Genomic DNA, 25,992 nt, shown 5'->3' with positions numbered 1-25,992 from the left:
TCGGGCGCCTTCGCCGCATTTACCGGATGAATGAGATGAATGAATGGAAAAGTCGTCGTAAAGCCGCCGCCCGGTGAGGAATCGATAGCTTTCCGTCACTGAAGTTTCTATCCTTGAAGAATCCGATCGCCAGCAGCGGAAGGGGCGGCATGCCGCGCCGTTCGAGCCTCAGCTATCGAGATGCGTTACGACTGCTGGCCCCGGGCAGCACGCGCATCACCGAGACCGACAAGGTCGTCAGCGCGGGGATCCTGGGCGCCGGAGCCCTCTCCCACGGTACGGCGCTCGCGCTGCTCGGCCCGAAGAACGCACTCGTGCAGCTCGTCCGCGACGCCACCGGAAACCAGGCCGGCCGCATCCGGACAACCGGCGGGAAATCGTATTACGAGCTGCTGGAGGCCAGCCATACCGTGCTGGCCCTCTCCGCGTTCTTCGACGGTTTCCGGGACGAGGTCGGGCCGGGTTTCGACAGGCTGGAACTGACCGACGAGGAAAAGGTCGGCATGGTGCCGGCCGAGCGGCGGCACCACACGCTCCCGCAGGAGATCGACGGCGGCTACTTCCCGTTGCCCTCCTCGGTGTACGGCATGGACGACACCCGCCGGGACGTCGAGGCCGCGTACGTCCGGCTCTACGACGCCACCATCGCGTTCTGCGAGGGCCTGGCCGCCTGGCCGTCGGTGCGGCGCGGGCTCGACCTCACGTCGCTGCGCTCCCGCGTGGTGAGCCGGGCCATGTCGCACTACCAGGACCGGTTCGACCGGCTCGCCACGGACCTCCCCGAGTTCGGGTTCCGGATGATGCGGCAGGCGATCGAGCACAACCTGAGAGACAACCGCACGCTGACCACGGAGGTCTCGGCCCGGCTGGACGCGCTGGCGCAGCTCTACCGCAACCTCGCCGAGCTGTCCGGGCCGGTCGCCACCGACCGGCCCGACCTGCTCCGCGAATCCCTCGACCGGCTCACCGGCTCGCTCGCGGCGGTGTTCCGGCAGCCGCTCCTGCGGATCAAGGACGTCGACTTCCATCTGCGGCTGCCGAACGTGGACAGCGGCTTCATCAGCCCCGACTTCCGGGCCGCCGAGTACGGCAAGCACACGTCACCGGAGCGGGAGGCCTGGTGGGACGACCAGCCGCGCCGGGGTGACCTCGTCGGGTTCCTCTCCCGGTACCTGACCGACCCGGCGAGCGTGCACCGCCCGCTGCTGCTCCTCGGCCAGCCGGGCGCCGGCAAGACGCTGCTGACCCGGGTGATCGCGGCCCGGCTGCCGGCGAGCCGGTTCACCGCGATAGTGGTGCCCCTGCGCCGGATGTCCGGGGACACGTCGCCGGCCGAGCAGATCGAGGCCGCGATCGAGCAGGTGATGGACGAGCGCATCCGCTGGGCGGACCTGCGCCGGGCCACCCAGCACACCACCGTCGTGGTGATCTTCGACGGGTTCGACGAGCTGGTCCAGGTCACCGGCACCGCCCACTCGCAGTACATCGACCGGGTGGCCGAGTTCCAGGAGGCCCAGTGGGACCTGGGCTACTCGATCATTCCGATCATCACGTCCCGGATCCTGGTGATGGACCGCGCCAGCGTGCCGCAGGGCACCGTGCTGGTCCGGCTGGAAGACCTGACCGACGCCCAGGTGACGGCCTGGCTGACCGCCGTCAACGCGGCCAACGAGGACCGGTCCGGCTACCGCCGGCTGTCCGCCGGGGAACTGCTGTCGCACGGCGAGCTGGCCCGCCAGCCGCTGCTGCTCACGCTGCTCGCGATCTACTACAACGAGCACTGGGCCGACCGCCGTCCCGGCACCGCCATCTCCCGCTCCGACCTGTTCACCGGCCTGCTCACCGCGTTCATCAGGCGGCAGGTCAGCGAGAAGGCGCCGACCGCGCTCGCGCACCACGAGCGGGAGGCCCGCGAGCACCAGCTCCGGCGCGACCTGGCGATCACCGCGTTCGCCATGTTCAACCGCAACCGGGAACTGGTGAACCGGGCCGCGCTCCGCCTCGACCTGGACTGCTTCGGCTCCCGCAGCGGCGACGGCTCCCGGTTCGAACTCGGCGACGTGCTCGGCCCGGAACAGCTGGTCACCGCCGCGTTCTTCGTGGTGTACGGCCCGGACGACGTGCAGGGCGAGGACGCCCGGCGCACGTACGAGTTCCTGCACACCACGATCGGGGACTTCCTGATCGCCGAGTACGTCGTCGGGGCGCTGCGGAGCCTGGCCGAGCTGCGCCGGCACACCCGCAGCCCGGCCGGCTTCGGCTATCAACTGGACACCGGTCAGTTCCGGGCGCTGCTCTCCCACCAGCCGCTGGTCAAGCGGGAGGCGCTGGTCGAGTTCGCGCGGGATCTCAGCTCCCGCCATCCGCAGGAGCGGGACGCGATCGTGGAGACCATCTCCGGCCTGCTGGCCGAGGCCCGGCAGCGGACCGACCTGGCCGGCGTGGACGGCTACCGGCCCGCGCCGTACGACCCGGTGCGGCTGCTCGCCGCGTACACCGCGAACCTGGTCGCGCTCGCCGCGCTGGTGTCACCCGACGGCGTACGCCACACCGACCTGATGGACGAGGCGACCTGGGTGTCCACGGTCCGGCTGTGGCGGGCCGGGCTGGACGAGAAGGGCCAGCTCGCGATGATCAGCTGGCTGAACCGGGACGCCGACGGCCGGATCATCGCCGAGCGGCGGCGCGAACGCCGGGGGGAGACGGTGAACGTGGCCGCCGAGGAGGCGCGGCTGCTCGGCGACATCACCACCTACGGCCAGTTGCAGGCGGGCGCGCGGACGTGGCGCGGTCAGCAGCCGGACAGCTTCGAGGCGGGCCGGTTCCACGCCGACCTGGTGTCGCTCGCCACCCGCCGCTGGCCGGTGCCGTCGCTGCACCAGCTCATCCTGTACGACGAGCGCAGCTACCGGCGGCTGTGGGCGCGTGCCGTCGAGTCACCGGAGGCGGTGTCCAGCACGAGCGCCACGGTGCTGCTGGAATGCCTCGCCGAGGACGGCGCGCAGTTGCCCCGCGAGGTGGTGTGCGGGCTGACCCGGGTGGCGCTTAGCCGGCTGCCCGACTCGCCCACCGCACCACCCGAGCTGATCATCTCGTGTCCGTACCTGATCGACGAGTTCCCGGAGCTGGTCGACTCGCTCGGTTCGACCGACGACCACGCGGTGCTGCACGCGCTCATCCTGCGGCACGGGCTCCACCGGCTGCCGCAGCGGTACGTGCCCCGGGTCCGGAGGGTGCTCGCCGACATCGAGGACCGGCTCGCGGAGCTGCCGCTGGAGGACGGCGTGGTGTCGGCCGAGATGGCCGAGCAGTTCGCCGCCGCGCGGGCCGACAACCGCACCGCGCTGTGGCTGCTGATGGCGTTGGACGAGTACGCCGACCTGGCCTGGCCGAAGATCCCGCCGAAGACGATGCACGCCCTGCTCGCGCACCGGCTGCCGGACGAGTTCCTCGACGAGGCGAGCCTGTGCCGGCTGCTCCTGGACTATCTGCGGGCCCACGACCGGGTGCCCGCCGAGGTCTCGCTGGCGTCAGCCCTCGACACGCTGCGCGTCCTCGCCGCATCCGACGACCACGCCGACCAGTCCGGCCACGCCGACCAGTCCGGCCACGCCGGCCCGATCCCGGCCGCCGAGGCGGTCTGACCACGCCGCCCGTACCGCCACCACCCGTCCGGAGGCCCCGATTGGCACACTCGCCCAGGCACCGAGAGCACATCGTCCGGACGGGAAGGAGGAACCTGGCGGTCGACATCGCCGGGGCGGAACGCGGCTGGCCCGTGTTCCTGATGCACGGCACACCCGGCAGCCGCAACGGTCCACGACCACGGTCCATCGTGCTGTACCGGCTCGGCGTACGGCTGATCTCGTACGACCGGCCGGGTTACGGCGGTTCCAGCCGGCTGCCCGGCCGCCGCGTCGCGGACGCCGCCGCGGACGTCGCGGCCATCGCCGACGACCTGGGCCTGGACGGGTTCTCGGTGGTGGGGCGCTCCGGCGGCGGCCCGCACGCCCTGGCCTGCGCCGCGCTGCTGCCGGACCGGGTACGGCGGACCGCCGTCCTGGTCGGCCTCGCCCCGGCGGGCGCGACCGGGCTGGACTGGTTCGGCGGCATGACCGACGCCAACGTGCGCGACTACGGCGCCGCCGAGCACGATGTGCCGATGCTCGCCGAGCAGTTGCGGCTGCGGGCCGAACGCACGATGGACGACCCGGGCTCGCTGCTGGCGCTGCTGGTCGGGCAGATGACCGAGGCCGACCGCCGGGTGGTGGCCGGGGTGCCGATCCGCCGGCAGCTCACCGACGCCTATGCCGAGGCGCTGCGCCAGGGGCCGCACGGCTGGATCGACGACGTGCTGGCGTTGCGCGCCGACTGGGGCGTCACGCTCCCGGACATCCGGATGCCGGTCCGGCTCTGGCACGGCGCGGACGACAACTTCGCCCCGGCCAGCCACACCCGCTGGCTGGCCGAACAGATCCCCAGCGCACAGTTGCACGTGCAGCCGCGCAGCGCGCACTTCGGCGCGGTGGAGGTGCTGCCGGAGATCCTCGCCTGGCTGGCCGACCCGGTGGAGCGGGCCACCGTCAGATCGGATGCGGGTCGATGATGCGCCGCTGCAACCGGTTCTCCCGAAGGGTCTCGACCGCCGGGTGGCTCTCACCCAGCCGGTAGGTCAGTTCGCGGGTGACCGCCTCCAGCTCCGCCCGCCGGCCGCCCTCCACCCGCTCCTGCATCACCGTCAGGTTCGCCCGGCAGCGCAGTGTGTTCGGGTGGTCGCGGCCGAGCATCCGGTCCAGGCCGTCGTGGGCACGTCGCAACAGCGCCAGCGCCTCCAGGTCCGCCGCCTCCCGGCCTTCCGGCGGGTCGGGCTGCTCGGCGATGCAGATGGCCTGGTTCATCCACCCCGAGAGGGGGTACGGGTGGTCGTCGCCCAGCACCTCGGCGAGCGCGTCGGCGGACCGGCCGGCGAGCTGCCGGGCCTCGGCGAAGTCCCCGGCGCGGCGGGCCACCATGGCGAGGTTGACCAAGCAGACGAGCGTCAGCGGGTGTCCCGGGCCGAGGTTGTTCTGGTAGACGCGGTGCACCTCGGTCAGTTCCCGGCTGGCCCGCTGGAACAGGTCGACGGTGAGCAGGTTGACGGACAGGCTCAGCCGGCAGGTCAGCGTCTCCGGGTTGTCCGGCCCGAACCGCTCGTTCAGCAGCTCGTACGCGGCTTCGAGGAGCTTGCCCGCCTCGACCGCGTGCCCCGCCGAGCGCAGCGACACCGCCAGGTTGGTCTGCGCGCGGAGGGTCATCAGGTGCTCGGCACCGGCCGTGCGCAGCAGATCCCGGTGGACGCCGCGGAGCCGGGCGATGGACTGCTCGTAGTCGCCGGCGTCGCGCATGTCGATGCCCACGTACGCGGACGAGGCGAGCGTGTCCGGGTGGTCCTCACCGAGGATCGCGCGGCGCCCGGCCAGCACCATCTCGTCGTTCTTGCGGGCCTCCCGGAAGTCGCCCATCAGGCGCTGGGTGGTGGCGAGGTTGTTCAGCGCGACGAGGGTGCGCGGGTGCTCCTCGGTGAAGTTCCGCTTCCACGCGTTGAACGTGATCTCGTCCAGGCGCAGCGCCTCGTTGTACTTGCCCATGCCGCGCAGGTCGCGGGCGAGCCCGCCGGCGGTCATCAGGGTGTGCGGGTGGTCCTCGCCGAGCAGTTCCCGCTGGGCCGCGAGGACCTCCTCGTCCAGCGCCCGGGACTCGGTGAACTGCCCGAGGAAGGCGAGGATGTTGGCGAGGTTGAACTGCAGGTGCAGCAACTGCCGGCGCAGGTCGTCGCGCGCCCGTGCGTCGGTCTCCTCGGCGAGCATCTGCTCCCAGGTCTGCGCGACCTCCTCACCGAGCCGCCGGCCGGTCTCCAGGTCGCCGCGCAACTGGAGGTAGCGGACCCGGTCGATCATCAGCGCCCGCACCTCCACCCGGTGGCTCAGCGGTGCCTTCGACGCCTCCAGGTGCGGCCAGATGACCCGGAACCGGGGCCAGCCGTCGGGGTCGTCCACCTCGCCCTCGGGCCGGGCGGCGGCGAGCACGAGGTGGACCTGGCGGCGCGCCTCGTCGAGTTCCTCCTCGGTCATCCGGGACCGGACGGCGTGCTGGAGCAGGCGGTGCATGAGCACCAGGCCGCCCCGGCCCCGCTCGCCGCCGGACGGGCTCTCGGCCCGCAGGTCGACGCGGACCAGGGCGAGCCGGTTGGCCTGCTGCACCAGTTGCTGGCGGACCAGCCGTTCCTTCGCCTGCGGGTGGAACGGCACCAGCGCCTCGGCGAACTCGTCGCTGTAGACCAGGTCGGCGGAGATCTCCGGGGCGAACACCGAGCACAGTTGCAGCACCCGGTAGGCCGCCGGGTTCCGGGTCCGCAGGTGGTTGAGCGACAGCTCCCAGGTGGCCTCCACCGAGACGTTGCTGTTCGGTTCCATCACCGCGCCCGGACCGAACTTGGCGATCTCGGTGAGGTAGCTGTCGACCGAGTGGCCGGTGTCGGCCAGCCAGGCCGCGGCGGCGGTGACGGCGATCGGCAGGTCGCCCAGCAGGGCGGCGATCCGGTCGGCCTGGTCGACGCGCATGGTCGGCACCCGCTCGGTGAGGTGCTGGATGCTCTCCGCGCGCTTGAACACGTCGACGGGGATCGTGGTGGCCCGCTCGACCCACTGCAGGTTCCGGGACGTGATGACGACGTGGCCCTTGCCGTCCGGCACGTACGGCAGGACGCCCTCGACCTCGTCGGCGTTGTCCATGATCAGCAGCCACCGGAGGTCGGTGCGGCGCAGCGCCTGCAGCACCAGCCGGGCGTTCTCCCGGTTCGACTCCGACGACGGTACGCCCAGGTAGGGCGCGAGGTCACCGATGGCGGACTCGATGAACGGCACCTGGTCGGCGTCGATCCACCACACCATGTCGTACGCGGCCCGGTAGCGGTGGGCGTACTCCAGCGCGAGCTGGCTCTTGCCGATGCCGCCCATGCCCTGCAACGCCACCGGCCCGGTGCCGGAGAGCACCACCTTCGGGCTGCTGCGCAGCAGCGTCCGCAGCTCGCGCAGGTCAGCCTCGCGGCCGGTGAAGCGCTTGTTGCGGCCCGGCACCTCGAACACCGTGTTGTCCCGGCCGGGGAACCGGGGACCGGTCGGCAGTTCCAGGTCGGCGGGCACACCCTCGCGGCCGACCAGGCGCAGGATCCGCGCGGCGGCGGTGCGTGCCTCCAGCCCGGCGACCGACACGGTGTGCGCGGCGGGCACGTTCGCCAGGCGCCGCACGTCCGCCACGTAGACGACGAGCGGCACCTGGTCGGGCGAGCGGTCCGGCGCGGCGAGCACCGCCTCCTCGTTGGCGTTCGCCTCGGAGACGATGATCAGTTCCCGGGCGGTCCGGGGCGCCTCGTCGTCGGTGAACCACGGGTCGGTCACCCGGACGTCGGCCGAGACCAGCAGGTGCCCGATCCACTCCGCCCACACCCGGTCGTACGGGGCGTGCCGGAGCATGATCTCGTTCTCCACCGAGTTGGAGGTCCGGGTGAACCGGGCGTTGACCCGCTCGCGGATCGCGCTGCTCATCGGCGGCAGCGACTCCACCTCGCCCCGGGTGATCTCCCGGGCCAGCAGCTCGTACGCGGACAGCAGCGACCCGTTGACGCCGGGCTGGTCGGCGAACGTGGCGAGCAGTTCCTCGTACGCGTAGAACGCCTGGTAGGGCACCTGCATCCGGGCCCAGTACCGGTCCCGTTCGGCCTCGCTCATGGCGCTGGGCAGACCGCTGAACCGCTGCCGCGCCACCGCCCGCCCGGTGTCCGCCTTGACCTTCTCCGCCGGGTCGATACGCATCGGCACCGGCAGCACCCGGATCCGCCGCGACCCGTACCGGTGCTCGACCAGCCGTGCCACCTTCGCCGCACCGGTGATGCCCTGCTCGCTGAGGGTGAAACAGGTGACGAGCACGTCCGGCAGTTGGATGGTGCAGATGTCGGCGACGTCGGAGAACCCGGTGCGGCTGTCGATCAGCACGTAGTCGTAGTTGCGCTTCATGTCGGCGCGCAGCGCGTCGAAGAAGTAGCCGCCGCCCTGCCGCTCGTAGAACTCGTCCCAGTTCATCCCGGCCAGCGCGCCCGCGTAGTCGTTGTTCTGCTGGCCCGCGCCGAGGAAGTCCAGCGTCCCGTCACCGGGGAAGTTGGACCAGTTCAGCGAGAACGAGTACTTGTGCACCCGGGCGTACTGCTCGTGCCAGCGGTCGTCGCCCTTGTCCTGCTTGGTGGTGGTCGCCCACTCGTACTCCCGGATCAGGTCGATCACCCCGCCGGTGCTCTCCAGCGCGTCCCGGTCGATGAACGGCGCGAAGAAGCGCGACAGGCCGGGGGACTCCAGGTCCCAGTCGACGGCGAGCACCCGCTTGCCGTTGGCGGCGAGGATCCAGGCGACGTTCGCCAGCGCCATCGTCCGGCCGGTGCCGCCCTTGTAGGAGTAGAAGGTGACGACCTGTCCCTCACGTCGGGTCATGTGTCCACTCCCTCGTCGGACGGCGGGTTCTCCCAGAGCCGGGGCTTGTTGATGGGCGGTCCCGGCGGCGGGTAGGTCGGTCCCGCCTCCAGGTAGCGGCGACGCATCCGGCGGACCAGATCGTGGATCTCGGTCCGCCAGTCGTCCCACGTGGTGATCTTCAGCGGGCGTGTGGTGGCGGAGAGCATGGTCACCGCCCGGTCGAGCAGCCCGGCCGCGTGCGAGCGGTGGGCGTGGTGGGCGTCCTCGCTGATCAGCACGACCCCCACCCAGCCGTGCAGGCAGTCGACGGCCGCCTGGACGGCCTCCGCACCGTCCGGCGTCGCGACCACCAGCGGATCGATCATGAGTACGCCCGGGCAGGACCGGAACAGTCCGGCGTCGGGGACGAAGTCGCGGACGTCGATCGGCATCCGCAGTCGCTGCACCGCGTCGGTCACGTCCTCGATCACGGGCGGCCGGCCGCGGAACGGGCGCCACCGGCCGGCGTGCGTGTCGGACCGGCCGTTGAGCCGCCCCGGGTCGGCCGGTTGGTCGGGTGCGATCACCACCGCCCGGAACGGCACCTCGCTGGTCGGGGACGACGGCAGGTCGGTCGGGCCGGTCGGCGGCTCGGCCGGTTGCAGCGGCGTCTGCTCGGCGGTGTCGACGATGTGCTGCGCCAGGCGGCCCAGCACCTCCTTGTAGGCGTCCTGGAACTTCTGGAGCCGGCAGAGCGCGCTCATGCCGTTCGCGGCGTACACGTCCACGTCGGCGGCCATCGCCACGGCCCGGGACTGGTCCGGCGCGTGGAGCGCGGCGGGCGACGGGATCCACAGGACCGGCAGGATGTTGTCGCCGTCCGGCGGGCGGCCGGCCCGGATGAGCCGTTGCCGGAACCATTCCCGTTCCCGGCGCGAGTCGTCCCGGTTGAGGTAGTCCGGTGAGTACAGCGGGACGAACACCTCGGCCTCGGCCAGCGCGGTGCGTCTTCGTTCCGTCCGGGCCTCCGGTGGCCGCACCATGAAGTCGGCGAAGCCCTGCCGGCGTACCCGGTCGCCGGGCCGGCCGTCGATCGCCAGGTTGAGATCGTGGTAGAAGCGGCGGACCCAGTGGTCGCCCGGGGTGCGGTCGTTGTGTGTCGGCGGGGGGACGTAGCTGAGGAAGAAATAGGGCGGGCCCGGCAGCGTGGGCCGCTCAGAGGTCACGACGACACGACCGTTCCACGGGACGAGTGTCTGACCCCCAACCGGTAGTGATCACGCGCTGCTCCCCAGTCGACACGATGCGGCGTCTATCGATCAGGGTAGAGAGGTTGCGCCCGGGTTACCAGGCCCTCACCGTCCGATGTGGGCGTCCATCCACGCGACGGCGGCGCCGACCGCGTCGGATATCGGCAGCAGCCGGGCCGGTGCGTCACCGACCGTCCCGTGCCGGGTGAACGCCGCCCGGTCGAGTTCCGCGCCGATCGCCGGGAAAGGGGCCGCATCCAGGTGCGGAGCCTCGAAGTCGAGCCGTTCCCGGCGGCCGTCGCGCAGCACGTAGCAGCGGTACGGACGACGCGGTGCCGGGCGCCGCAACCGGTACTCGGCGAGGTGCAGCGCGGTGCATGTCGCATAACCGACACCGAGCAGCAGCGTCCGGGCGCCGGCCGCCTCCAGGGCGGCGAGCGGGGACCGCTCCCCGAGATGGGAGTCGAGGTCGTGGACGCGCATCAGCTCCGCCGCCCGCGGCCCCCACGCGCTGAACGACGTCTGCGGGTGCCGGCTGCGGACCGCGCCGGGCAGCCGGCGTACGTGCTCGGCGAACGCGCCGACCCCGAACGACGGCGTCACGGCCGGGTCGAAGCCCGGCATCCGTTCCTCGTACGCCAGACGTTCCTCGTCGGTGAGCCCGGCGGTCGCGGCCTGGTACGCGGGGCTGCTCACCGAGTTGTCAGGGGTCTGCGCCGGGACCACGACGGTGCCGTACGGGCCGACGGCGGCCCGCAGGGCGCCGGCCAGCGTGGCCGGCCCGCCGTCGACAGGTCCGAGCGCGCGCAGGGAGCAGTGCACGAGCACCACGTCGCCGGGGCCGAGCCCGAGCGCGCGCAGATCGGCGGCGAGCGTGTCGACCCGGTACGCGGGCGGGACGGCGGTGGTCACGACGGCCACCCGGACATCGAGCGGGCGACCTGCCGGACCAGCCGTGAACCGGCCGGGGTGAGCGCGTCCGCCCGTTGCAGCGCGCCGATCGCCTCGGCCGTCCAGTCGCGGTACCGGCGGTAGACCGCCTGCGCGCCGTCGACCTGGCGGTCGGCCCGGATCCGCCAGATGTCGGCCACCGCCGCGTGCGCGTAGATGCCGTGCAGGACGGCCTCGGCGGGGCGCGGGTCGGGCCGCCAGCCGACGGTGATGTCGATCGGACGGGTGCCGTCGACCAGGTCGCAGACGTCCAGCAGCGCGTTCATCTTGCTGTGCTGGAACTCGTGCACGAGCAGCACCGCGAGCGAGCCGGCGTCGGTCTCCGTGGCCGCGACGCCGCCGAACGCCTGCCGGGCGGTCGACGCCTCGCTGACACCCGCGCCGCTGCGCCGCAACGGGACCACCGCCCGCAGCCCGGTACGCAGTTCCTCGGCGTGGCCCGGCACCTCGTCCCGGATCACCTGCCACGCCGCCGCGAACGTCTCGGCCCAGCGCGCGGCGCCCGCGTCGTCGAGCCGGTCACCGGCGGGCAGCCGGTGGCAGTCCCGGTGCGGGTCGCCGTCCTCCAGCAGGACGCTCACGTCGGCCGCGGCGAGTACGCGGGTCGGCCACCACCGGGGCGCGTCCCCGGGCGTCGCGGGGCGGATCGCCACGCTCACGTCCCCGGCGGTCACCCGCAGCGAGCCCGGGCCGGTCTCGACCCGTGCGGTGCCGTCGCCCACCTCGGGCAGCAGCACTGTGCCCACCGTCGGCAGGTGCAGGCGGCCGGATCGCACCGGCACGTCCAGGCGTACCGGGGTGCCGGCGCCGAGCGCGGCGGCGGCCGCGAGCGCGCCCAGGTAGTCGGGCCCCTGCCGGGCGCCGCTGCCGGTGCCGGCGAGGCAGTCGACAGCCCACGCCCGTACGTAGGGGTGGGCCGCGATCCGGGCCACCGACTCCGCCGCACTGCGGTCGAGCGCGGTCAGCGCCTCCCAGCCGTCGGCTCCGGCCCCGCCGGCCGGCAGCCGGTCGGCCACCTCGGCGAGCAGGGCGCGGACGATGGCGATCTGTGCCTCCACGAGCCGGCCGATGGCGACCCGGTCGCCGGTCGGGGCCGCGAGGCGGTCGATGAAGTCGTCGGGCAGGCCGGCGTCGAGCCGGACGGGTGCCGGTGGGTTCTCGTTCACGTGCACGATCAGCTCTTTCAGATCGGCGCAGTAGACACTCGGATGGTCGAAGTGCCCGGCGCCGTACCGGTGGGCGAACAGTCCGCCGCCGCACTGGTCGACCACCGGGCACCGCCGGCACTCGTCGCTGAGACCGGCCCGGCCGGAGCGGCGGCGGGCCAGGAGCGGGCTGGCCGCCACGTCGTCGGCCGCGTGCGAGAAGACGGTCATGCCGGTGGCCGGCGCGCCGTCGTACGCGGTCTTGAGCGAGTCCGCCTGCTCCCACTCGCCGTCCGTCTCGATCACCGCCAGGTCGACCGGGTCGAGACCGAGCCACTCGGTGCCGCTGGGTCCGCCCGCGGCGGTGGACCGCAGCGAGTCGAAGAGGCGGACGGCGACCGGCCGGCCGTCCGCCAGCCAGCGGTCGTAGACGGCGCGCAACCAGCCCGCGTACGCGGTGCCGCCGCCCGCCGGCCGCCACGGCGGGTCGTCCCAGGTGGCGTGCGGGAGCAGGAAGTCGATCCGCGGTGGCTCCTGGGCGAGCAGCGCCTCGTACACCGCGATCGGGTCGTTGCGCACGTCCACCGTGCACAGCAGGCCGGAGTAGATGCGCCGGTACGCCGGGCGGCGCAGCAGCGCGAGCGCGCGCAGCACCTGGTCGTAGCTGCCGGCGCCGGACCGGAAGCGCCGGTGCCGGTCGTTGGCGGCCCGGTCGCCGTCGAGCGACACGCCCACCGCGACGTCGTGGTCGGCGAGCAGGTCGCAGAACCGCTCGGAGAGCAGTACGCCGTTCGTCTGCATGCCGATCCGCAGCCGGGTGACCGGGCCGATGACGCGCCGCAGGTCGGCGAGAACCTGACCCAGCCGTTCGGGGCCGAGGAGCAGCGGTTCACCGCCGTGCAGGACGACGGTGACGTCCGGCAGCCGGTGGGCGGCGGCATGCTCGGCGATCCGTCCGGCCGCGGCCCGGAGCACGTCCGGCGTCATCCGCACCGGGCGGCGGCGCCAGCTCTGGTCGGCGTGTTCGTAGACGTAGCAGTGGTCGCACGCCAGGTCACACCTGGCGTGCACCTTCAGGACGAACTCGGTGAGCGCCGCGCGGGCCGGCCCCGGGGACATCGCAGATCAGATGAACGAGCCGAACTTCGCCGCCGGAACCCGGGTCTCATCGAGATGAGCCGCCATCACCCGGCGCACTATCGGGGATATGTCCGCTGCGGAGAGCCGGTCGAGGGGCTCCGCGCGGACCCTGCCCAGCGACACCGGGGGCTCTTCCTGGCGCATGGGTACGGTAGTCATGACTTTTCCTTAGGTTCGTGTATGCGCCCGTCGAGCACAGCGGCGACGGCACACTATTAGCTCCGGGGGATCCAGCACAATGGACCCATTGGCGCGAAGGTGAATCTCTGGACGGTTCACCGACCGGCCTCGTCGTCATCGGCGGTAGCGACCGGAAGGGATCAATTATGCGCCTTTTTAACCATCTAGGCCACGAATCAAAAGTCCAGACTTTTACAGAAATCGTCCACCCCGATCCCCTGGTCAGACGAGGGGACCGGGGTGGACGAGCGGCTCAGAGCGCCGGGCCGCTCCCGGGCGGCGTGCCGAGGCGGATGTCGACGTCGGCGGGCTCGGTCATCTGGTCGTACGCCTTGGTCCGGAGCCGGTTGGTCTGCACCTCGCCGTCGAGCAGCGCCGCCCGCAACGCCTCCGCGTCACTGATCTCCTTGGCGGTCACCGCGTCGGCCGCGGTCGTGACGCCCTGCACCACCTCCAGGTGGGTGCCGTCGGTGGGCATCAGCTCGGTCCACTTCGCCAGGCAGTAGACCCGCTCGGGCACGTCCTGGCACTCGGTGGTCAGCTCGGGCATCTCGTCGCCGCTGCCGAGGTGGCCGGTCCGGTAGGTCGTCAGCTCGTCCACGAACGCCTCCAGCTCCCGCTCCACCTCCGGTGCCAGGCGCGTCGCCACCACCTTGCCGAAGATCCACCGCAGCGCGGTCAGCTCCATGCCGGCCCGGACCGGCAGGTAGAGCTTCGCCCAGCTCGCGTTGACGAAGTCGCCGGGGTCGCGCTCCGGGGCGCGGGCGTCGCCGCCGGACCACCAGCCGGGGTACGCCACGAACGACGCGCGCTCCCAGTCGAAGACCCGGTGCCAGAAGTCGATCTCCCACGCCTCGTCCCGCACGCTGGCCGGGAAGTGCGACTCCACGATCTGCGAGACCATCTCGTTCACCGGCGAGAAGCCGGCCCGCAGCCGCGCCTCGAACTCGTCCCCGGCCGTCTCCGCCGCGGCCAGAGCCTCGTCGCGCCGGTCCTGCCACTCCTGGAGATCGGTCAGGTAACCCGCGACGAGTGCGTTGTACGCCGCGTCGTCGGCGGTCTGGTCCACCACCGTCGGAGTACGCCGGAACCCGGCGGCGAGCTGTACGTCGGCACCCGGACCCGCCAGCCAGCTCCGGGCGCCGACGTGCACGCGTACGCGGAGCACCGGCCGGCCGTCGGCCTCGGTGACCACCGGCACGCCCACCACCCGGGCGGCGATCGCGTCCGGCGGACGGCGGGTGATCAGCGTGAGGTTCTGCCGGATCGTGTCGATGTCGCCGTCCCACTCCCAGCCGGCGTCGAACGCGACGTCGACGTCGTAGTCGGCGCTCATGTCGCCGGTGAATCCCCACTTGTCGAGCGTGACCACGGGGGAGTACACGACGCGCGTCTCCACCGCGGCGGGTGCGCCACGCGGCGGGCGCTCCGGCTTCACCGGCATCGGGGGCAGCGCGGCTACCGCGTTGTCGCGGATCCGCTGCCGTCCGCCGGTGATCTTCTGGGCGAAGGCGAACGCCGGATCCTTGATCGTGGGCGCCCAGCAGACCCGCGCGCCGTACCGCTCGTGGGCCAGCTCCAGCCGTTGCAGCACCTTGAAGTAGTGCAGCGTGATCGGTGTGGCCCGGTTCGGGTTGCGGACGGTGCGCTTCGAGGACGACTCCGCGCCGGTCTCGGTGACCAGCTTGAAGTCGGTCTTGTGCTGGGTGCGGTAGCGCGCCGCGACCTTCGAGGTGGCGGTCCGGCTGTCCTTCACGGCACGGCGGCTCGTCTCCTGGCTCGCCGCGGTGACGCTGCTGGCGAAGCCGATCGTGTGGCTGGCGTTGAAGGTGCCCCAGATGCCGGTCGGGCTGGTGTACTGGCCGGTGTGGCTCGCGTTGAGCCCCCAGGTGTCGGTGAGCGACTTCTGCCGCTCGAAGCCCTCCTGGAGTTCGGTGGTGAGCGCGCTGGTCAGCTCGACGTCGGTCTGCTGTTCCGACTCGTTCTGCTCCTCCAGGGTCAGCTCGCGCTTGGTGTAGGTGCGCTGCTCCAGCACCGCCTCCTCGCCGGGAGCGAGCGCCAGCGCGTAGACGTGCTCGCCGAGCGCGAAGCCCACCGGCCGGATCCGGGTGCGGTCGAGGAACGCGATGCCCACGTCGGACTGGAGCAGGCCGGCGAGGAACTCCGCCTGCTGGTCGCCGAGCAGCGTCTGCCGCCGCGCCGGCGGCTCCCGGTACGACATGCCCGAGTCGGCGCCGGGAAGCGCCTCGGTGGCGGCGTCCATCTCGTTGGCCTTCCACAGGTCGTAGAGGCCGAGTTCCTTGAGCAGGTGCGGCAGCCGGTCGCCGTCGAGCCCGCCGTAGCGGATCGCCTCGATCAGCGCCTGCTTGACGTAGAACGGCAGGATGGGCGTCTCGCCACCGCCGAACGTGAGCCGCACCGGTACGAAGTAGTTGGAGTAGACGTACCGGTCGGAATGCGCGGTGCTGAAACCAAGCGTCGCCGGATCGGCGTCGGCGACGACGACTCTGCCCATCGGTGCTCCTCTACTGCGGCAGGTTGAACAGGGTTTGCAGGCCCCGGTACGTCATCTCGTGCGAGGTGACGAAGAACCCGGGGAACAACTGGCTGAGGGCGGCCTGGCGGACGACCGTCTCGCGTACGGCGTGCGCGGTCAGCTCGTCGAGGCCGGCGACGACCTCCGCCGGCACACCGCCCTTCGCGGCGCGCTGGTACGCCTCCGCGATCGCCTCCCAGCGCCCGTCGAACGTCTCCCCGAGGTCGTCGGCGACGGTCCCCCAGGTCTTCTCGAAGCGCTCCAGCTTCGTCGAGGAGGTCCAGTCGACGTTCGTGACGCGGGCCGCCTCGGGGTCGACGAGCAGCAGGTCGGAGCGGAGATCCCCGACCGTGGTGGACGCCTTCCACCGGAACCGTTCGGCCAGGTGGGTGGCGAGCGCCTTCTCCGCGCCGGTCGCGGCCGGGTTGCCGGTGAACCCGACGAGCCGCAGCAGCAGATCCCGGTCCGGGTGGCCGAGCAGCATCTGGGCGACCGTCTGGCGCAGTACCGTCTCGGAGCCGCGCAGCGCGGGCGCCAGTTCCGGGTGGGCCGCGCGGACCGCCTCGACCACTGTCGCCAGCGACTTCTCCGCGAACGGCTCCAGGCCCGGTGACCGGCCGGCGAGCTGCGCGATCTCGGTCGCCATCCGCCGGTGCACCTGCTGGCCGAGCCGCCACGGCTGCGCCTGCCCGGCCTTACGCAACGCGCGGAACTCCTCGTACGCGACGGTCTGGAGCGCCCTGTTGAACGCGGTGGTCAGCCGCTGCTCCAGTTGCCGGGCGATGGCGGCGCGTACGACGGCGGCCTGGATGTCCCGGGGTGTCTTCGGTGGTTTCAGCTCGCGCAGATCCTCGACCCGCTTGATGATCTCGTCGAGCGCCTCGTTCATTTCGGCGCGGGTCGCGGCCCGGCCGGCCGACGACACCGTCTCCGACATGCTCGCCATCAGCACGGGCCGGCCGTCGAGACTCACCAGCGCGCCGAGCCGGGTACCCGCGCCGGCACCGGCGAACGCCTCGGCGTGCGCCGCCTGGTTGAACAGGGTCAGTGTGAGTTCGGCGTCGGCGAGCAGCACCCGGCCCTGCCGGAACAGCGCGTCGAGCACCTTCGGGGGGAAGAGCGTCCGCAGCGCCGCGAGGCCCACCTGGGGCGCGGCGAGGATCGCCGCCCGGCCGATCGCCACCAGCAGCGCGGCCGTCCGGGCGGTCAGCAGGCGCGCCTCCCGGGCGCCCGCGAGCAGCAGCGGCACGTACCGGACGGCGGCGCGGACCGCGACGCCGCCGAGCAGCCGGGCGAGATGCACCAGACCGGTGAGCACCTGGTAGAGGTCGCCGGCGACGCGCCCGAGCAGCCGGCCGGCGGCGAACGGGTCGAGGTTCTCCAGGTGCCGGGCGAACTCGGCCGCCCAGCCGCGCCACAGCGCCAGCAGCCGCTCCGGAACGGTCGTCGGGTCGAGCGCGGCGACGATGCCGGCCAGCGCCTGGCGTACGACTGTCGCCTGGTCGGCGAGGCGCTGGACACCGGCGCGGGGGTCGACTGTGAGCACGATGAGCGTGGTGAACTGCTCCTGCTGGAGGCGGCCGATCAACTGCACGAGCTTGCCGAGGTCGACCACCACTGTCGCCACGGACTCCCCGACGCCGACGGCGAAGCCGTCCAGGAACAGCTTCGGGTTGATCCCGTTCCAGGCCGCGTAGTGCCGCATCGCGTCGAGCAGCGCGGGGTCGAGACCGAGCAGGTAGCGACGGAACGTGCCGTCGGAGTCGACATCGGAGGCGGCCAGGTCGAAGAACGCCTCGGCCAGTCGCAGTCGCGCGAGCATCGAGACCAGATCCCAGACGTTGTCCGGGGTGATACGGCCGGTCATCGCGGCCAGCACGCGCTCGCGGGTCATCGAGCGCGTGGCGTGCGCGTCCATCCAGTACCTGACCGTCAGCGCGACGAACTCCACCCGTGGATCCTGGGTGCGTGCGCCGAAGACCGCGGCCCGGTCCTCGGCGGACACCCGCAGAACGCTGAACCAGTCCCGGATCATGACGGATTCGTTCGCCGGCTGCCCCAATTCCCCCACCCCCCTCCAGCCGTGTGCACTGTCGGGCCGCGGTGCGGACGGCGGTAGTGCTGGGTCGAGAAGCTGACATCGTCCCGCCGACCGTGCGCTCGCCAGTCCATCGATTGTTACGACTTGACGAACGACGTGTTATCGCTCACAGTCGATGGCACGGGACGGCGGCATCGATGGCCCACCGGGCGGGCGCGGTCCGCCGGGTGCCAGGCCGGGTGCGGGATCAGCGCGTTACGACGAATTGTTAGCGCTCACAACGTATGTTCAGAGGGAGGAACATGTTCGCATTCGGTAGTTCCCCATCGACGGTGTCGCCGCCGCGACGGCGCGGATGGCTGCCGCGAGTCGTCGCGTCGGGCGCGACCGCGGTACTCGTCGGCGCCGCCGCAGTGGCTGCCGTGTCCGCGCCCGCCGCCGCCGCGAGTGTCGACACGAACGCCTGGTACGTCCTGGTCAACCGCAACAGCGGCAAGGCGCTCGACGTCTACAACCTGGCCACGAACGACGGCGCGCGGATCGTGCAGTGGTCGCGCAACAACGGCAACCAGCAGCAGTGGCAGTTCGTCGACTCCGGCGGCGGCTACTACCGTCTGAAGTCACGGCTGTCCGGCAAGGTGCTCGACGTCTACAACTGGTCGACCGCCAACGGCGGCAGCATCGTGCAGTACTCCGACCTCAACGGGACCAACCAGCAGTTCCGGCTGGCCGACTCCGACAGCGGCTACGTCCGGCTGATCAGCCGCCACAGCAACAAGGTGGTGGAGGTGCAGGGCGCCTCGACCGCCGACGGCGGAAACATCGTCCAGTACGACGACTGGAACGGCGCCAACCAGCAGTGGCAGCTCGTCCGGGTGGACGGTGGCGGCGGCAACCCCACCACGCCGCCTCCGACGACCCCGCCGCCGGGTGGGACGTGCAACCTGCCGTCGTCGTACCGGTGGTCGTCGACCGGTGCGTTGGCGCAGCCGCGCTCGGGCTGGGTGTCGCTGAAGGACTTCACTGTGGTGCCGTACAACGGGCAGCACCTGGTCTACGCCACCACCCACGACACCGGCACGAGGTGGGGGTCGATGAACTTCGGGTTGTTCTCGAACTGGTCGCAGATGGCCTCCGCGTCGCAGAACGCGATGTCCTCGGGCACTGTGGCGCCGACCCTGTTCTACTTCGCGCCGCGCAACGTCTGGGTGCTGGCCTACCAGTGGGGACCGACCGCCTTCTCGTACCGGACCTCGACGAACCCGACGAACCCGAACGGCTGGTCGTCGGCGCAGCCGCTGTTCACCGGCAGCATCTCCGGCTCCGGCACCGGCCCGATCGACCAGACCCTGATCGCCGACGACCAGAACATGTACCTGTTCTTCGCCGGTGACAACGGCAAGATCTACCGCTCCAGCATGCCGATCGGGAACTTCCCCGGCAGCTTCGGCTCCAACTACACCACCATCATGAGCGATTCGACGAACAACCTGTTCGAAGCCGTGCAGGTCTACAAACTCCAGGGCCAGACCCGCTACCTCATGATCGTCGAAGCCATCGGCTCCCAGGGCCGCTACTTCCGCTCCTTCACCGCCACCAGCCTGAACGGCTCCTGGACCCCGCAGGCCGCCACCGAGTCCAACCCCTTCGCCGGTAAGGCCAACAGCGGCGCCACCTGGACCAACGACATCAGCCACGGCGAACTCATCCGCACCACCGCCGACCAGACCTTCACCGTCGACCCCTGCAACCTCCAACTGCTCTACCAAGGCCGCTCCCCCAACTCCGGCGGCGACTACGGCCTCCTGCCCTACCGGCCCGGGCTGCTCACGCTCCAGCGCTGAGCGCGTACCCCGAGATCTGGAGAGCCCGGCCCCGCGACCACGCGGGCCGGGCTCTCCGGCGTCCCGCCCGACGGCGATCGTTGCCCTGGAGGCAACGACGGTGGCCCGGTCCGGCGTTGATCGGCACCGTCCCGCCCGGGAGGCTGGAGCCGTCACCACCTCCCGAGCGAAGGGTTGGACAGATGTCCTTCCAGGCATACCTCGACGCGATCGAGGACAAGACCGGCAAGACCCCGCGCACGCTCGTCGACCAGGCCAGGGAGCGCGGCTACGACGCCGCCGACGTGAAGGCCGCCGTGATCGTGGGCTGGCTCAAGGACGAGTACGGACTCGGCCGGGGACACGCGATGGCACTGGTCCACGTGATCAAGAACGGGCCGAAGATCAGCGCTAAGCACGTCGGAACCACCGGATCCCATCGCGACGACACCGACACGTTGTGGCTGGACGGCAAGGCCGCCCGAGCCTCCGCGTAGCGGCTGTGGACAGCGACGCCTATCGTTCGCCCCATGGGAGCGATCAAGCCGTGGCACCTGTTCGTCCTGACGCTCTGCTGCCTGCTGCCGCTCGTCGCGGCGGTCGCGGCGGTGGTGTGGACACGGCGGGGCCGCCGCTGACCCGTCACCGGCCGGCGGCGAACTCCTCCACCGCGGTGCAGACCCGCCCGAGCGCCTCGGCCGAGGCCGCCAGCGGTCCGGGCACCATCATCGAGTGGTCGGCGCCGGCGACCTCCACCACGTACGGCGTGAGCCGGCGCGCCACCGCGCCGTCCCAGACCTGATCGCCGGTGCCGCCGGCCAGCAGGAACGGCGCGGTGGCCCGGCCCAGCGGCTCCCGTACGGCGGGGTCGGTCAGCAGCGGCGTCAGCCAGACCGCCGGGATGCCCCGGTCGGCGGCGAGAGGCGCGGCGAAACTGCCGAGCGACTTGCCCACGAGCAGGTCCACCCCGGCGTCGAGGACCGGATCCAGCTGCTCGGCGACCCACTCCGGCGCGCTGTCGAGGCGCAGCTCGCCCAGCGACCGCCAGGTCACCTCATGCACCTCGAAACCGAGCCGGCGCAACGCCTCCCCGATGTAGACGAAGAGCGGTCCCCGGGTGTCGTAGCCCCGTCCCGGTGCGAGTACCGCGCGCCGATCCGCCATGATCGCCTCCCTCTCTTTCGATCGATGCGTCACGCTAGTGCCTCGTCTCGATCGATGCTGTCCGCCGTTGCCGGAGAGCCGCAGTCGTGAGTCGTGCTCGGAACGGTGTCGCCTTTCGGACGTGCAGTTCGACTCCGTGCGGCGGATGGCCAGGCGAATTGCGGTCGGGTCGGGTTTCCGATCGGGCCTTGCGGGGATCGCCCTCCGAGGTGCCTCTATTGTGTCGGGGCCCCGGCATCTGGCCGCAGGTGGTATGCGCGGGCCTGTTTCCGGGGTGTGGACGACAATTATCCTGATTGCCGGAATGTGTCGTCGCCTTCGGTCCGGCGGATCGCCTGCTGGTGCGCCGACCTGCTCCATCGCCGAAGGGTGCCCGCAGGGTGGAATGCGATGCCGTGCGGCCGGGGCGGGGCGGATAAGGAGTGCGTCGACCTGCTGTTCCGAACGGAGGGTAAATACCCTCAGAATCATAGGTGATATCGGGCTACGGCTCGGCGGTGTCCGGTTCGAGCGCTTGGGGCCGCTACGGCGGCTGTGGGTGAGTAATGACCGCTTTTGTGGAATCTCTTATGCGATTCAGCGGCCCCCGATTAAACGGCGATGCGATAGTATTGACGCCGATCGAGGAGATCGATTCGGGCGGTCTGATCATCTTCAGGGATCGTGTCGCGACCGTCGAGCGACCGTTCATCGGTTCACCACCGTCCGCTGGTCGGCTCCCATCGGCTACCGACCGCGGAGGGATGATTGGTCCGGCTTGCGATGCCCGGCAGAGTCAGCCGAGTCGACGCGGGACCAGCGTTGCGGGGCGCGGCTGTCGCCGTGCTGGTCTGTGTGATGTTGGGCGGGAGCCTGGTCGCCGCAGTTCGGGTGATCCAATCCGGTGATCCGGAGACCACGCTCTTCGTCGCTACCGCTCTGGCTCTGGTCTGTTCCTACGGCACCGCCGGGATGATCCTGATCGGGTCGGCCGCCAACCCGCTGACCGGCATGCTGTTCTTCGCCGTCGCGATGGTGTGGCTGGCCCGGAGCGCCGGGCCGCTGCACGGTGAGACGGGCACCGGAGTGGCCGCCGTCGCGCACCCGCTGATCTGGACCCTCCTGGTGGCCATCCTGGTCACCCGGCCGCGCGGCCGTACGCGTACCCGGGCGGACCGCGTCCTGCTGGCCGTCGCGCTCGGCGGGCTGCCGCTGCTGGTCATCGACAGCTATACCGCACCGGCCGGCGCGATCGACCCGTGCCTGGCCTGCCTTCCCGAAGCGGGCTGGGCCGCCGCGCCGTACCAGCCGGTGGTCGCGCGGATCGTGGTCACGATGGTGGCGGTCTGGCTCGCTGTCCACCTGGTCAGGCGGTGGCAGGGCGCGCAGCGGCTCGTCGTGCTTCCGGGCGTCCTGCTCTGCCTGCAGGTGGGCACCGCGGCGATGGTGCCCTTGTTCACCACCCCGTCCCATGCGGCCTGGCTGGTGAGCAATGCGGCAGGTGTGGTCCTGCAGATCCTGATACCGCCGTTGGTGCTGCTGGCCAAGGCCCGCGGCTGGCGGGCCGACGCCGCGCTCTGGGAACGTCGATACGAGCAGGAGGCGCGCAACGGCCGGCACCGGGCGCGCAGCGAGATCGAACGGGATCTGCACGACGGCGCGCAGCTACGGCTGGTCAACGCGACCCTGCTGTTGCAGATGGCGCGGCAGACGATGCGGGACACCACCGAGGCGGACGCCCACCTGGACGCGGCGGTCACCGAACTCGCCATGGCACTCACCGAGTTGCGGCTGCTGAGCCGAGGGATGCGGCCGCCCGCGCTGGAGCGGCGTGAGCTGCACGAGGCGCTGGCCGTCCTGACCACGAACACGCCGGTGACGGTGCGGATCGAGGGCCGGCCCCGCCTGGTTCCGCGTGAGGTGGCGGAAGCCGCCTACTTCGTCGCGGCGGAGGCGTTGACGAACGCGGTCCGGCACGGAGGCGCCTCGACAGTGGTGATCCGGATGCGGATGGAGCAGAACTGCCTGCACCTGGAGGTGTGCGACGACGGCTCCGGCTCGACCCGGACCCTCGAGGACGAAGACTGCCTGAGTCACCTCGGCCGCCGCGCCGAGGCACTCGGCGGCCGGCTGGAGTGGGAGAGCCGACCCGGTGTCGGCACGACGCTGCGGACGGTGATCCCGTGCGCATCGTCATCGCAGACGACGCGGTGCTGATCCGGGAGGGCCTGTCGGCCCTCCTGCGGCAGGCCGGGATGACGGTGCTCGCGGCGGTCAAGGACGCGCACGAACTGCTGGACGCGGTGGCCGGCCACCGCCCGGACGCGGTGATCGTCGACATCCGGATGCCACCGACCTACACCACCGAGGGGCTCGCGGTCGCCGAGCGGATCCGGCGGGACTACTCCGGCATCGCGGTGCTGGTCCTCTCCATGCACATCGAGACGGAGTACGCGCTGGCGATCGTCAACTCGGGTGAGGGTGGCGTCGGATATCTGCTCAAGGAGCGCATCCTCGACGTCGAGCAGGTGGTCACCGCGTTGCGTGAGCTGGCGAGCGGTGGAGCGGTCATCGATCCGGCCCTCGTCGAGGAGCTGATGGCCCGGCGCCGGACGGGCGGCCGGATCGACCGCCTGACCGTCCGGGAGCAGGAGGTGCTGGCGCTGATGGCGCAGGGGCTCACCAACCGGGCGATAGCCGACCGACTGCGTCTGAGCAGCAAGACCATCGAGTCGTACGTGACGAGCATTCTGGAGCGTCTGCAGATCGACTCGGCGGAGGGAGTGCACCGGCGGGTGCGGGCGGTGCTGATGTACCTCCGGTCGAACACCTCCGCCGGATGGGGATCCTAGGCCCGCCCGGGGGTGAGCCGGTGAAATCCGGCTCGGCGAGGGAGGGATTCCCCGGTACCCGCGACGTTCGCCCATCGCTACGTTTCAATCACTGTCCGCTTGTCGCATGACCACGTGCGTGCGACGGCAACTCGGGGGAGAGTTGATGCAGAACGAAGCCGTGGAACCGAAGCCGGCGGCCGTCGAGGCCGAGGCTGCGGGCTGGCGCCTGGCGGCGCGGGTGATCAGAGCCGCGCGCGACGAGGTGCTCGCGCTGATACCCGCCAACTGTGCGCTGCTGTCCGATCAGGAGCCGGGCCGGGCCTGGCCGCACCGGGCGGGGTGGTCCGGCGCGGCCCGGGTGCGCGCAGTGGTGGCCGGGGAGACACTGCTGGACCGGGGCGCCCGGCTGCGGGCCCTGCTGGGCGTCCGGGCCGACGTGCGGAGCGGCAAGCACTCGCCGACTCTGATGGTCGTGCTGGACCGCAACCTGGCGATCGTGTCGCGGGGCGGGGCTGCGTCACCGCTGGCCGTACGCTCGCCGACCGCTGTGCAGGCGCTGACGACGATCTTCCACCACCACTGGTCCGAGGCGCGGGCGGACGTGAGCGACCTGCACGGCAGGCTCAACCCGTTGCAGCGTGACGTGCTGCGGCGGTTGTCCGGCGGCGCCACCGACGACGTGGTCGCGCGGGCGCTGGCCGTGTCCACCCGTACCGTCCAGCGGCAGGTCACGCAGATCATGCAGATGGTGGGTGCCCGGAGCCGGCTCGAACTCGGCATCAAGCTGGCCGCGCACGGCCTCTACGAGCGGCCGCCGCTACGACAGGCGGTCTGAGGAACCCTGAAGGTGGCGGCACCGCTTCCGGTGCCGCCACCTTCGTGGTCCCGCGCGCCGGCGCGGAAGCCCGCGCTACGCGCACTCCACCAGGCCGGAGCGGATGGCGGTGACCACCGCCGAGGTCCGATTGGTGCAGCCGAGCTTGAGCAGCACCCCTGCCACCAGCCGCTTCGCGCCGTGGTCGGAGATCTTGAGGCGTCGCGCGATCTGCTTGTTGCTCAGCCCTTCGACAAGCAGCAACAACGTCTCGTGCTCGCGCGGCGTCAGCTTGATGGGCGCCATCGACGAGGGCGTACGGCGGATGCCGGCCCGGGCCAGCAGCTGCTGCGCCAGGACCGCGGGCATCGGCACCTCACCGGTCATGATCGCCCGGAGCGCGTTCTCCAAGGTGCGACCGGACAGGTCCTGCTGGAGCAGGAAGCCGTCCACCACGACACCGTCGGCCAGCACCGCCTCGGCTGCGTGGGCGTCGTGGATCAGCATGACGATCTTGCTCTCCGGGGCGATCAGCCCGGCGGCCGCGATGCCCGCGACGCCGTCGGCCGCGTTGACGACGAGCACTTCCGGTCGCTTGTCGACGGCCTCGGTCAGCAACTCGGGCATCGAGCGGTAGGAACGGACGGACGTGGTCAGGGCCAGGCCGCGCAGTGCCACGCTGAGACCGTCCCGCAGGATGTCGTTGATCATGACGAGTGCGATACGCAGGCTTGCCGACTCGCGGTGCGGATGGTGTTCGACGATCGTCGCGGTCATGACCGCGCTCCTCTCACTCGGAGTCACACGAATCATCGAAACGGACGGCGGCACACCCCTTCCAGGACCATGTCTCGTTCCGGACATGCTCCGGAGGTCAACCGCCGTCACACGTCTCCAGCAGGCTGCCGAGCACCTTGCCGAACTCCGGCGAGGCCAGATAGTTGCGAGCGCCGCGCAGCCGAGGGTCGCAGTCGAGTGACACCCTCCCGGTGACGCCGGCCGGACCGGTCCCGGCCGCCAGGAGCAGCGTGTCCTGAACGTCGGCGACATCCACCCAGAAGGCCGGCCCGGAGGCGGGCGGTCCCACGGCCGGGGGATGCGGTGCACCCAGGGTGATCAGCGCGGGAGCGGCGGCACCGGCGTCGGCGAGGGCCAGCGCGGCTGCCGCCCCGCCCAGGCAGTGGCCGATCACGATCTCGGTGTCCGGGGTGAGCGCGGCGCGTACGGCGTCGATCGCGGGATGCCCGGCCGCCGCGCCGGTGGCGAACGCCAGCACCTGACGCAGGGTGCCGGTCAGCTCCTCGGCGGTCAGGCCGCAGAAGTATCGGGACCAGGCCAGCCGGCCGGCCAACGCGTCCACGCCGACCGGCTCCGCACCGGCCTCGGTGTCGAAGGTGGCGGCCTGCCAGCAGCGCCGCAGCAGTGCGGTCTCGGCGGCCGGATCGCTGTCGCCGACGGCCGGTAGGCGGTCCGGGGCGTCGAGGTTGACCAGGGCGGCATCCGGCGCCGCCGCGGGATAGCCGGCCAGCGCCAGACCGTCCTCGACGGAGCCGATCCACTCCCGGCGGACCGAGTCGTCGGAGCGCCGCGGCCCGCCGGTGCCGTGCACGATGAGCAGCCGGGACATCCGTTCTCCCCTCTCAGACGAAGCCGGT

General features: G+C 71.6%; 17 protein-coding genes. 7 read left to right on the top strand and 10 right to left on the bottom strand.

Annotation, left to right across the window (positions count from 1 at the left end; translation table 11 throughout):
• The first annotated feature begins 149 nt into the window (after positions 1 to 149).
• Complete coding sequence (locus NMK34_RS29900; protein WP_318336113.1) at positions 150 to 3,644, top strand: NACHT domain-containing protein; 3,495 nt, start codon at positions 150 to 152, stop codon at positions 3,642 to 3,644.
• Positions 3,645 to 3,685: 41 nt separating this feature from the next.
• Positions 3,686 to 4,606: an alpha/beta hydrolase gene (locus NMK34_RS29895; protein ID WP_318336112.1), complete on the top strand. Its 921-nt coding sequence runs from the start codon at positions 3,686 to 3,688 to the stop codon at positions 4,604 to 4,606.
• Here NMK34_RS29895 and fxsT read toward each other — a convergent pair.
• From fxsT to NMK34_RS29860, 7 genes are all read right to left on the bottom strand, one after another.
• Positions 4,584 to 8,519 carry an FxSxx-COOH system tetratricopeptide repeat protein gene (gene fxsT, locus NMK34_RS29890; protein WP_318336111.1) on the bottom strand — a complete coding sequence of 1,312 codons (3,936 nt, stop codon included), beginning with the start codon at positions 8,517 to 8,519 and terminating at the stop codon, positions 4,584 to 4,586. The genes NMK34_RS29895 and fxsT overlap by 23 nt on opposite strands.
• The gene (locus NMK34_RS29885; RefSeq protein ID WP_318336110.1) at positions 8,516 to 9,706 is read right to left on the bottom strand and encodes a TIR-like protein FxsC; all 1,191 of its coding nucleotides are present in this window, start codon (positions 9,704 to 9,706) and stop codon (positions 8,516 to 8,518) included. Before NMK34_RS29885 ends, fxsT begins: the two co-directional genes overlap by 4 nt.
• 129 nt (positions 9,707 to 9,835) lie before the next feature.
• A complete protein-coding gene (locus NMK34_RS29880) occupies positions 9,836 to 10,642 on the bottom strand; it encodes an AAC(3) family N-acetyltransferase (protein ID WP_318336109.1) in 807 nt (268 codons plus the stop codon).
• Complete coding sequence (locus tag NMK34_RS29875; protein WP_318336108.1) at positions 10,639 to 12,945, bottom strand: FxsB family cyclophane-forming radical SAM/SPASM peptide maturase; 2,307 nt, start codon at positions 12,943 to 12,945, stop codon at positions 10,639 to 10,641. The genes NMK34_RS29880 and NMK34_RS29875 overlap by 4 nt, the downstream gene beginning before the upstream one ends.
• Before the next feature lie 6 nt (positions 12,946 to 12,951).
• Positions 12,952 to 13,125, bottom strand: a complete 174-nt coding sequence (locus NMK34_RS29870; RefSeq protein ID WP_318336107.1) for a hypothetical protein — start codon at positions 13,123 to 13,125, stop codon at positions 12,952 to 12,954.
• A gap of 274 nt (positions 13,126 to 13,399) precedes the next feature.
• Positions 13,400 to 15,661, bottom strand: a complete 2,262-nt coding sequence (locus tag NMK34_RS29865) for a hypothetical protein (protein ID WP_318336106.1) — start codon at positions 15,659 to 15,661, stop codon at positions 13,400 to 13,402.
• Between the two features lie 10 nt (positions 15,662 to 15,671).
• The gene (locus NMK34_RS29860) at positions 15,672 to 17,717 is read right to left on the bottom strand and encodes a hypothetical protein (protein ID WP_318336105.1); all 2,046 of its coding nucleotides are present in this window, start codon (positions 17,715 to 17,717) and stop codon (positions 15,672 to 15,674) included.
• A gap of 308 nt (positions 17,718 to 18,025) precedes the next feature.
• Here NMK34_RS29860 and NMK34_RS29855 point away from each other — a divergent pair, with 308 nt between their 5' ends.
• Together NMK34_RS29855 and NMK34_RS29850 are read left to right on the top strand one after the other, a co-directional pair.
• A complete protein-coding gene (locus NMK34_RS29855) occupies positions 18,026 to 19,567 on the top strand; it encodes a non-reducing end alpha-L-arabinofuranosidase family hydrolase (RefSeq protein WP_318336104.1) in 1,542 nt (513 codons plus the stop codon).
• A 182-nt stretch (positions 19,568 to 19,749) separates the two neighbouring features.
• Positions 19,750 to 20,043 (top strand): DUF4287 domain-containing protein, encoded by a 294-nt coding sequence (locus NMK34_RS29850; protein ID WP_318336103.1) that lies wholly within the window; start codon positions 19,750 to 19,752, stop codon positions 20,041 to 20,043.
• Positions 20,044 to 20,188: 145 nt separating this feature from the next.
• Here NMK34_RS29850 and NMK34_RS29845 read toward each other — a convergent pair whose 3' ends face one another.
• Positions 20,189 to 20,710, bottom strand: a complete 522-nt coding sequence (locus tag NMK34_RS29845; protein WP_318336102.1) for an alpha/beta hydrolase — start codon at positions 20,708 to 20,710, stop codon at positions 20,189 to 20,191.
• Positions 20,711 to 21,547: 837 nt separating this feature from the next.
• On the opposite strand from NMK34_RS29845, the gene NMK34_RS29840 reads away from it, so the two are divergent.
• From NMK34_RS29840 to NMK34_RS29830, 3 genes are all read left to right on the top strand, one after another.
• Entirely contained in the window at positions 21,548 to 22,906 is a 1,359-nt protein-coding gene (locus tag NMK34_RS29840; protein ID WP_318336101.1) for a sensor histidine kinase, read from the top strand.
• The gene (locus NMK34_RS29835; protein ID WP_318336100.1) at positions 22,873 to 23,541 is read left to right on the top strand and encodes a response regulator transcription factor; all 669 of its coding nucleotides are present in this window, start codon (positions 22,873 to 22,875) and stop codon (positions 23,539 to 23,541) included. Before NMK34_RS29840 ends, NMK34_RS29835 begins: the two co-directional genes overlap by 34 nt.
• A gap of 145 nt (positions 23,542 to 23,686) precedes the next feature.
• Complete coding sequence (locus NMK34_RS29830; protein ID WP_318336099.1) at positions 23,687 to 24,358, top strand: LuxR C-terminal-related transcriptional regulator; 672 nt, start codon at positions 23,687 to 23,689, stop codon at positions 24,356 to 24,358.
• 75 nt (positions 24,359 to 24,433) lie between these two features.
• Here NMK34_RS29830 and NMK34_RS29825 read toward each other — a convergent pair whose 3' ends face one another.
• Positions 24,434 to 25,114, bottom strand: coding sequence for a LuxR C-terminal-related transcriptional regulator (locus NMK34_RS29825; RefSeq protein ID WP_167796949.1), 681 nt, complete (start codon positions 25,112 to 25,114; stop codon positions 24,434 to 24,436).
• A 97-nt stretch (positions 25,115 to 25,211) separates the two neighbouring features.
• The gene (locus NMK34_RS29820) at positions 25,212 to 25,964 is read right to left on the bottom strand and encodes a hypothetical protein (RefSeq protein WP_318336098.1); all 753 of its coding nucleotides are present in this window, start codon (positions 25,962 to 25,964) and stop codon (positions 25,212 to 25,214) included.
• Positions 25,965 to 25,992 lie beyond the last annotated feature (28 nt).

Origin of the sequence: Micromonospora sp. BRA006-A, from assembly GCF_033433935.1 — a bacterium.
GTDB lineage: Bacteria > Actinomycetota > Actinomycetes > Mycobacteriales > Micromonosporaceae > Micromonospora > Micromonospora aurantiaca.
The sequence above is the reverse complement of the archived record's forward strand: the minus strand, read 5'-3'. Positions and strand labels throughout refer to the sequence as shown.

Bases quoted from the DNA above. Each gene is read 5' to 3' on its own strand.
- NMK34_RS29900 (WP_318336113.1), top strand. From the start codon at position 150: ATGCCGCGCCGTTCGAGCCTCAGCTATCGAGATGCGTTACGACTGCTG.
- fxsT (WP_318336111.1), bottom strand. From the start codon at position 8,519: ATGACCCGACGTGAGGGACAGGTCGTCACCTTCTACTCCTACAAGGGC.
- NMK34_RS29875 (WP_318336108.1), bottom strand. From the start codon at position 12,945: ATGTCCCCGGGGCCGGCCCGCGCGGCGCTCACCGAGTTCGTCCTGAAG.
- NMK34_RS29870 (WP_318336107.1), bottom strand. From the start codon at position 13,125: ATGACTACCGTACCCATGCGCCAGGAAGAGCCCCCGGTGTCGCTGGGC.
- NMK34_RS29865 (WP_318336106.1), bottom strand. From the start codon at position 15,661: ATGGGCAGAGTCGTCGTCGCCGACGCCGATCCGGCGACGCTTGGTTTC.
- NMK34_RS29860 (WP_318336105.1), bottom strand. From the start codon at position 17,717: ATGATCCGGGACTGGTTCAGCGTTCTGCGGGTGTCCGCCGAGGACCGG.
- NMK34_RS29855 (WP_318336104.1), top strand. From the start codon at position 18,026: ATGTTCGCATTCGGTAGTTCCCCATCGACGGTGTCGCCGCCGCGACGG.
- NMK34_RS29850 (WP_318336103.1), top strand. From the start codon at position 19,750: ATGTCCTTCCAGGCATACCTCGACGCGATCGAGGACAAGACCGGCAAG.
- NMK34_RS29845 (WP_318336102.1), bottom strand. From the start codon at position 20,710: ATGGCGGATCGGCGCGCGGTACTCGCACCGGGACGGGGCTACGACACC.
- NMK34_RS29840 (WP_318336101.1), top strand. From the start codon at position 21,548: ATGTTGGGCGGGAGCCTGGTCGCCGCAGTTCGGGTGATCCAATCCGGT.
- NMK34_RS29830 (WP_318336099.1), top strand. From the start codon at position 23,687: ATGCAGAACGAAGCCGTGGAACCGAAGCCGGCGGCCGTCGAGGCCGAG.
- NMK34_RS29825 (WP_167796949.1), bottom strand. From the start codon at position 25,114: ATGACCGCGACGATCGTCGAACACCATCCGCACCGCGAGTCGGCAAGC.
- NMK34_RS29820 (WP_318336098.1), bottom strand. From the start codon at position 25,964: ATGTCCCGGCTGCTCATCGTGCACGGCACCGGCGGGCCGCGGCGCTCC.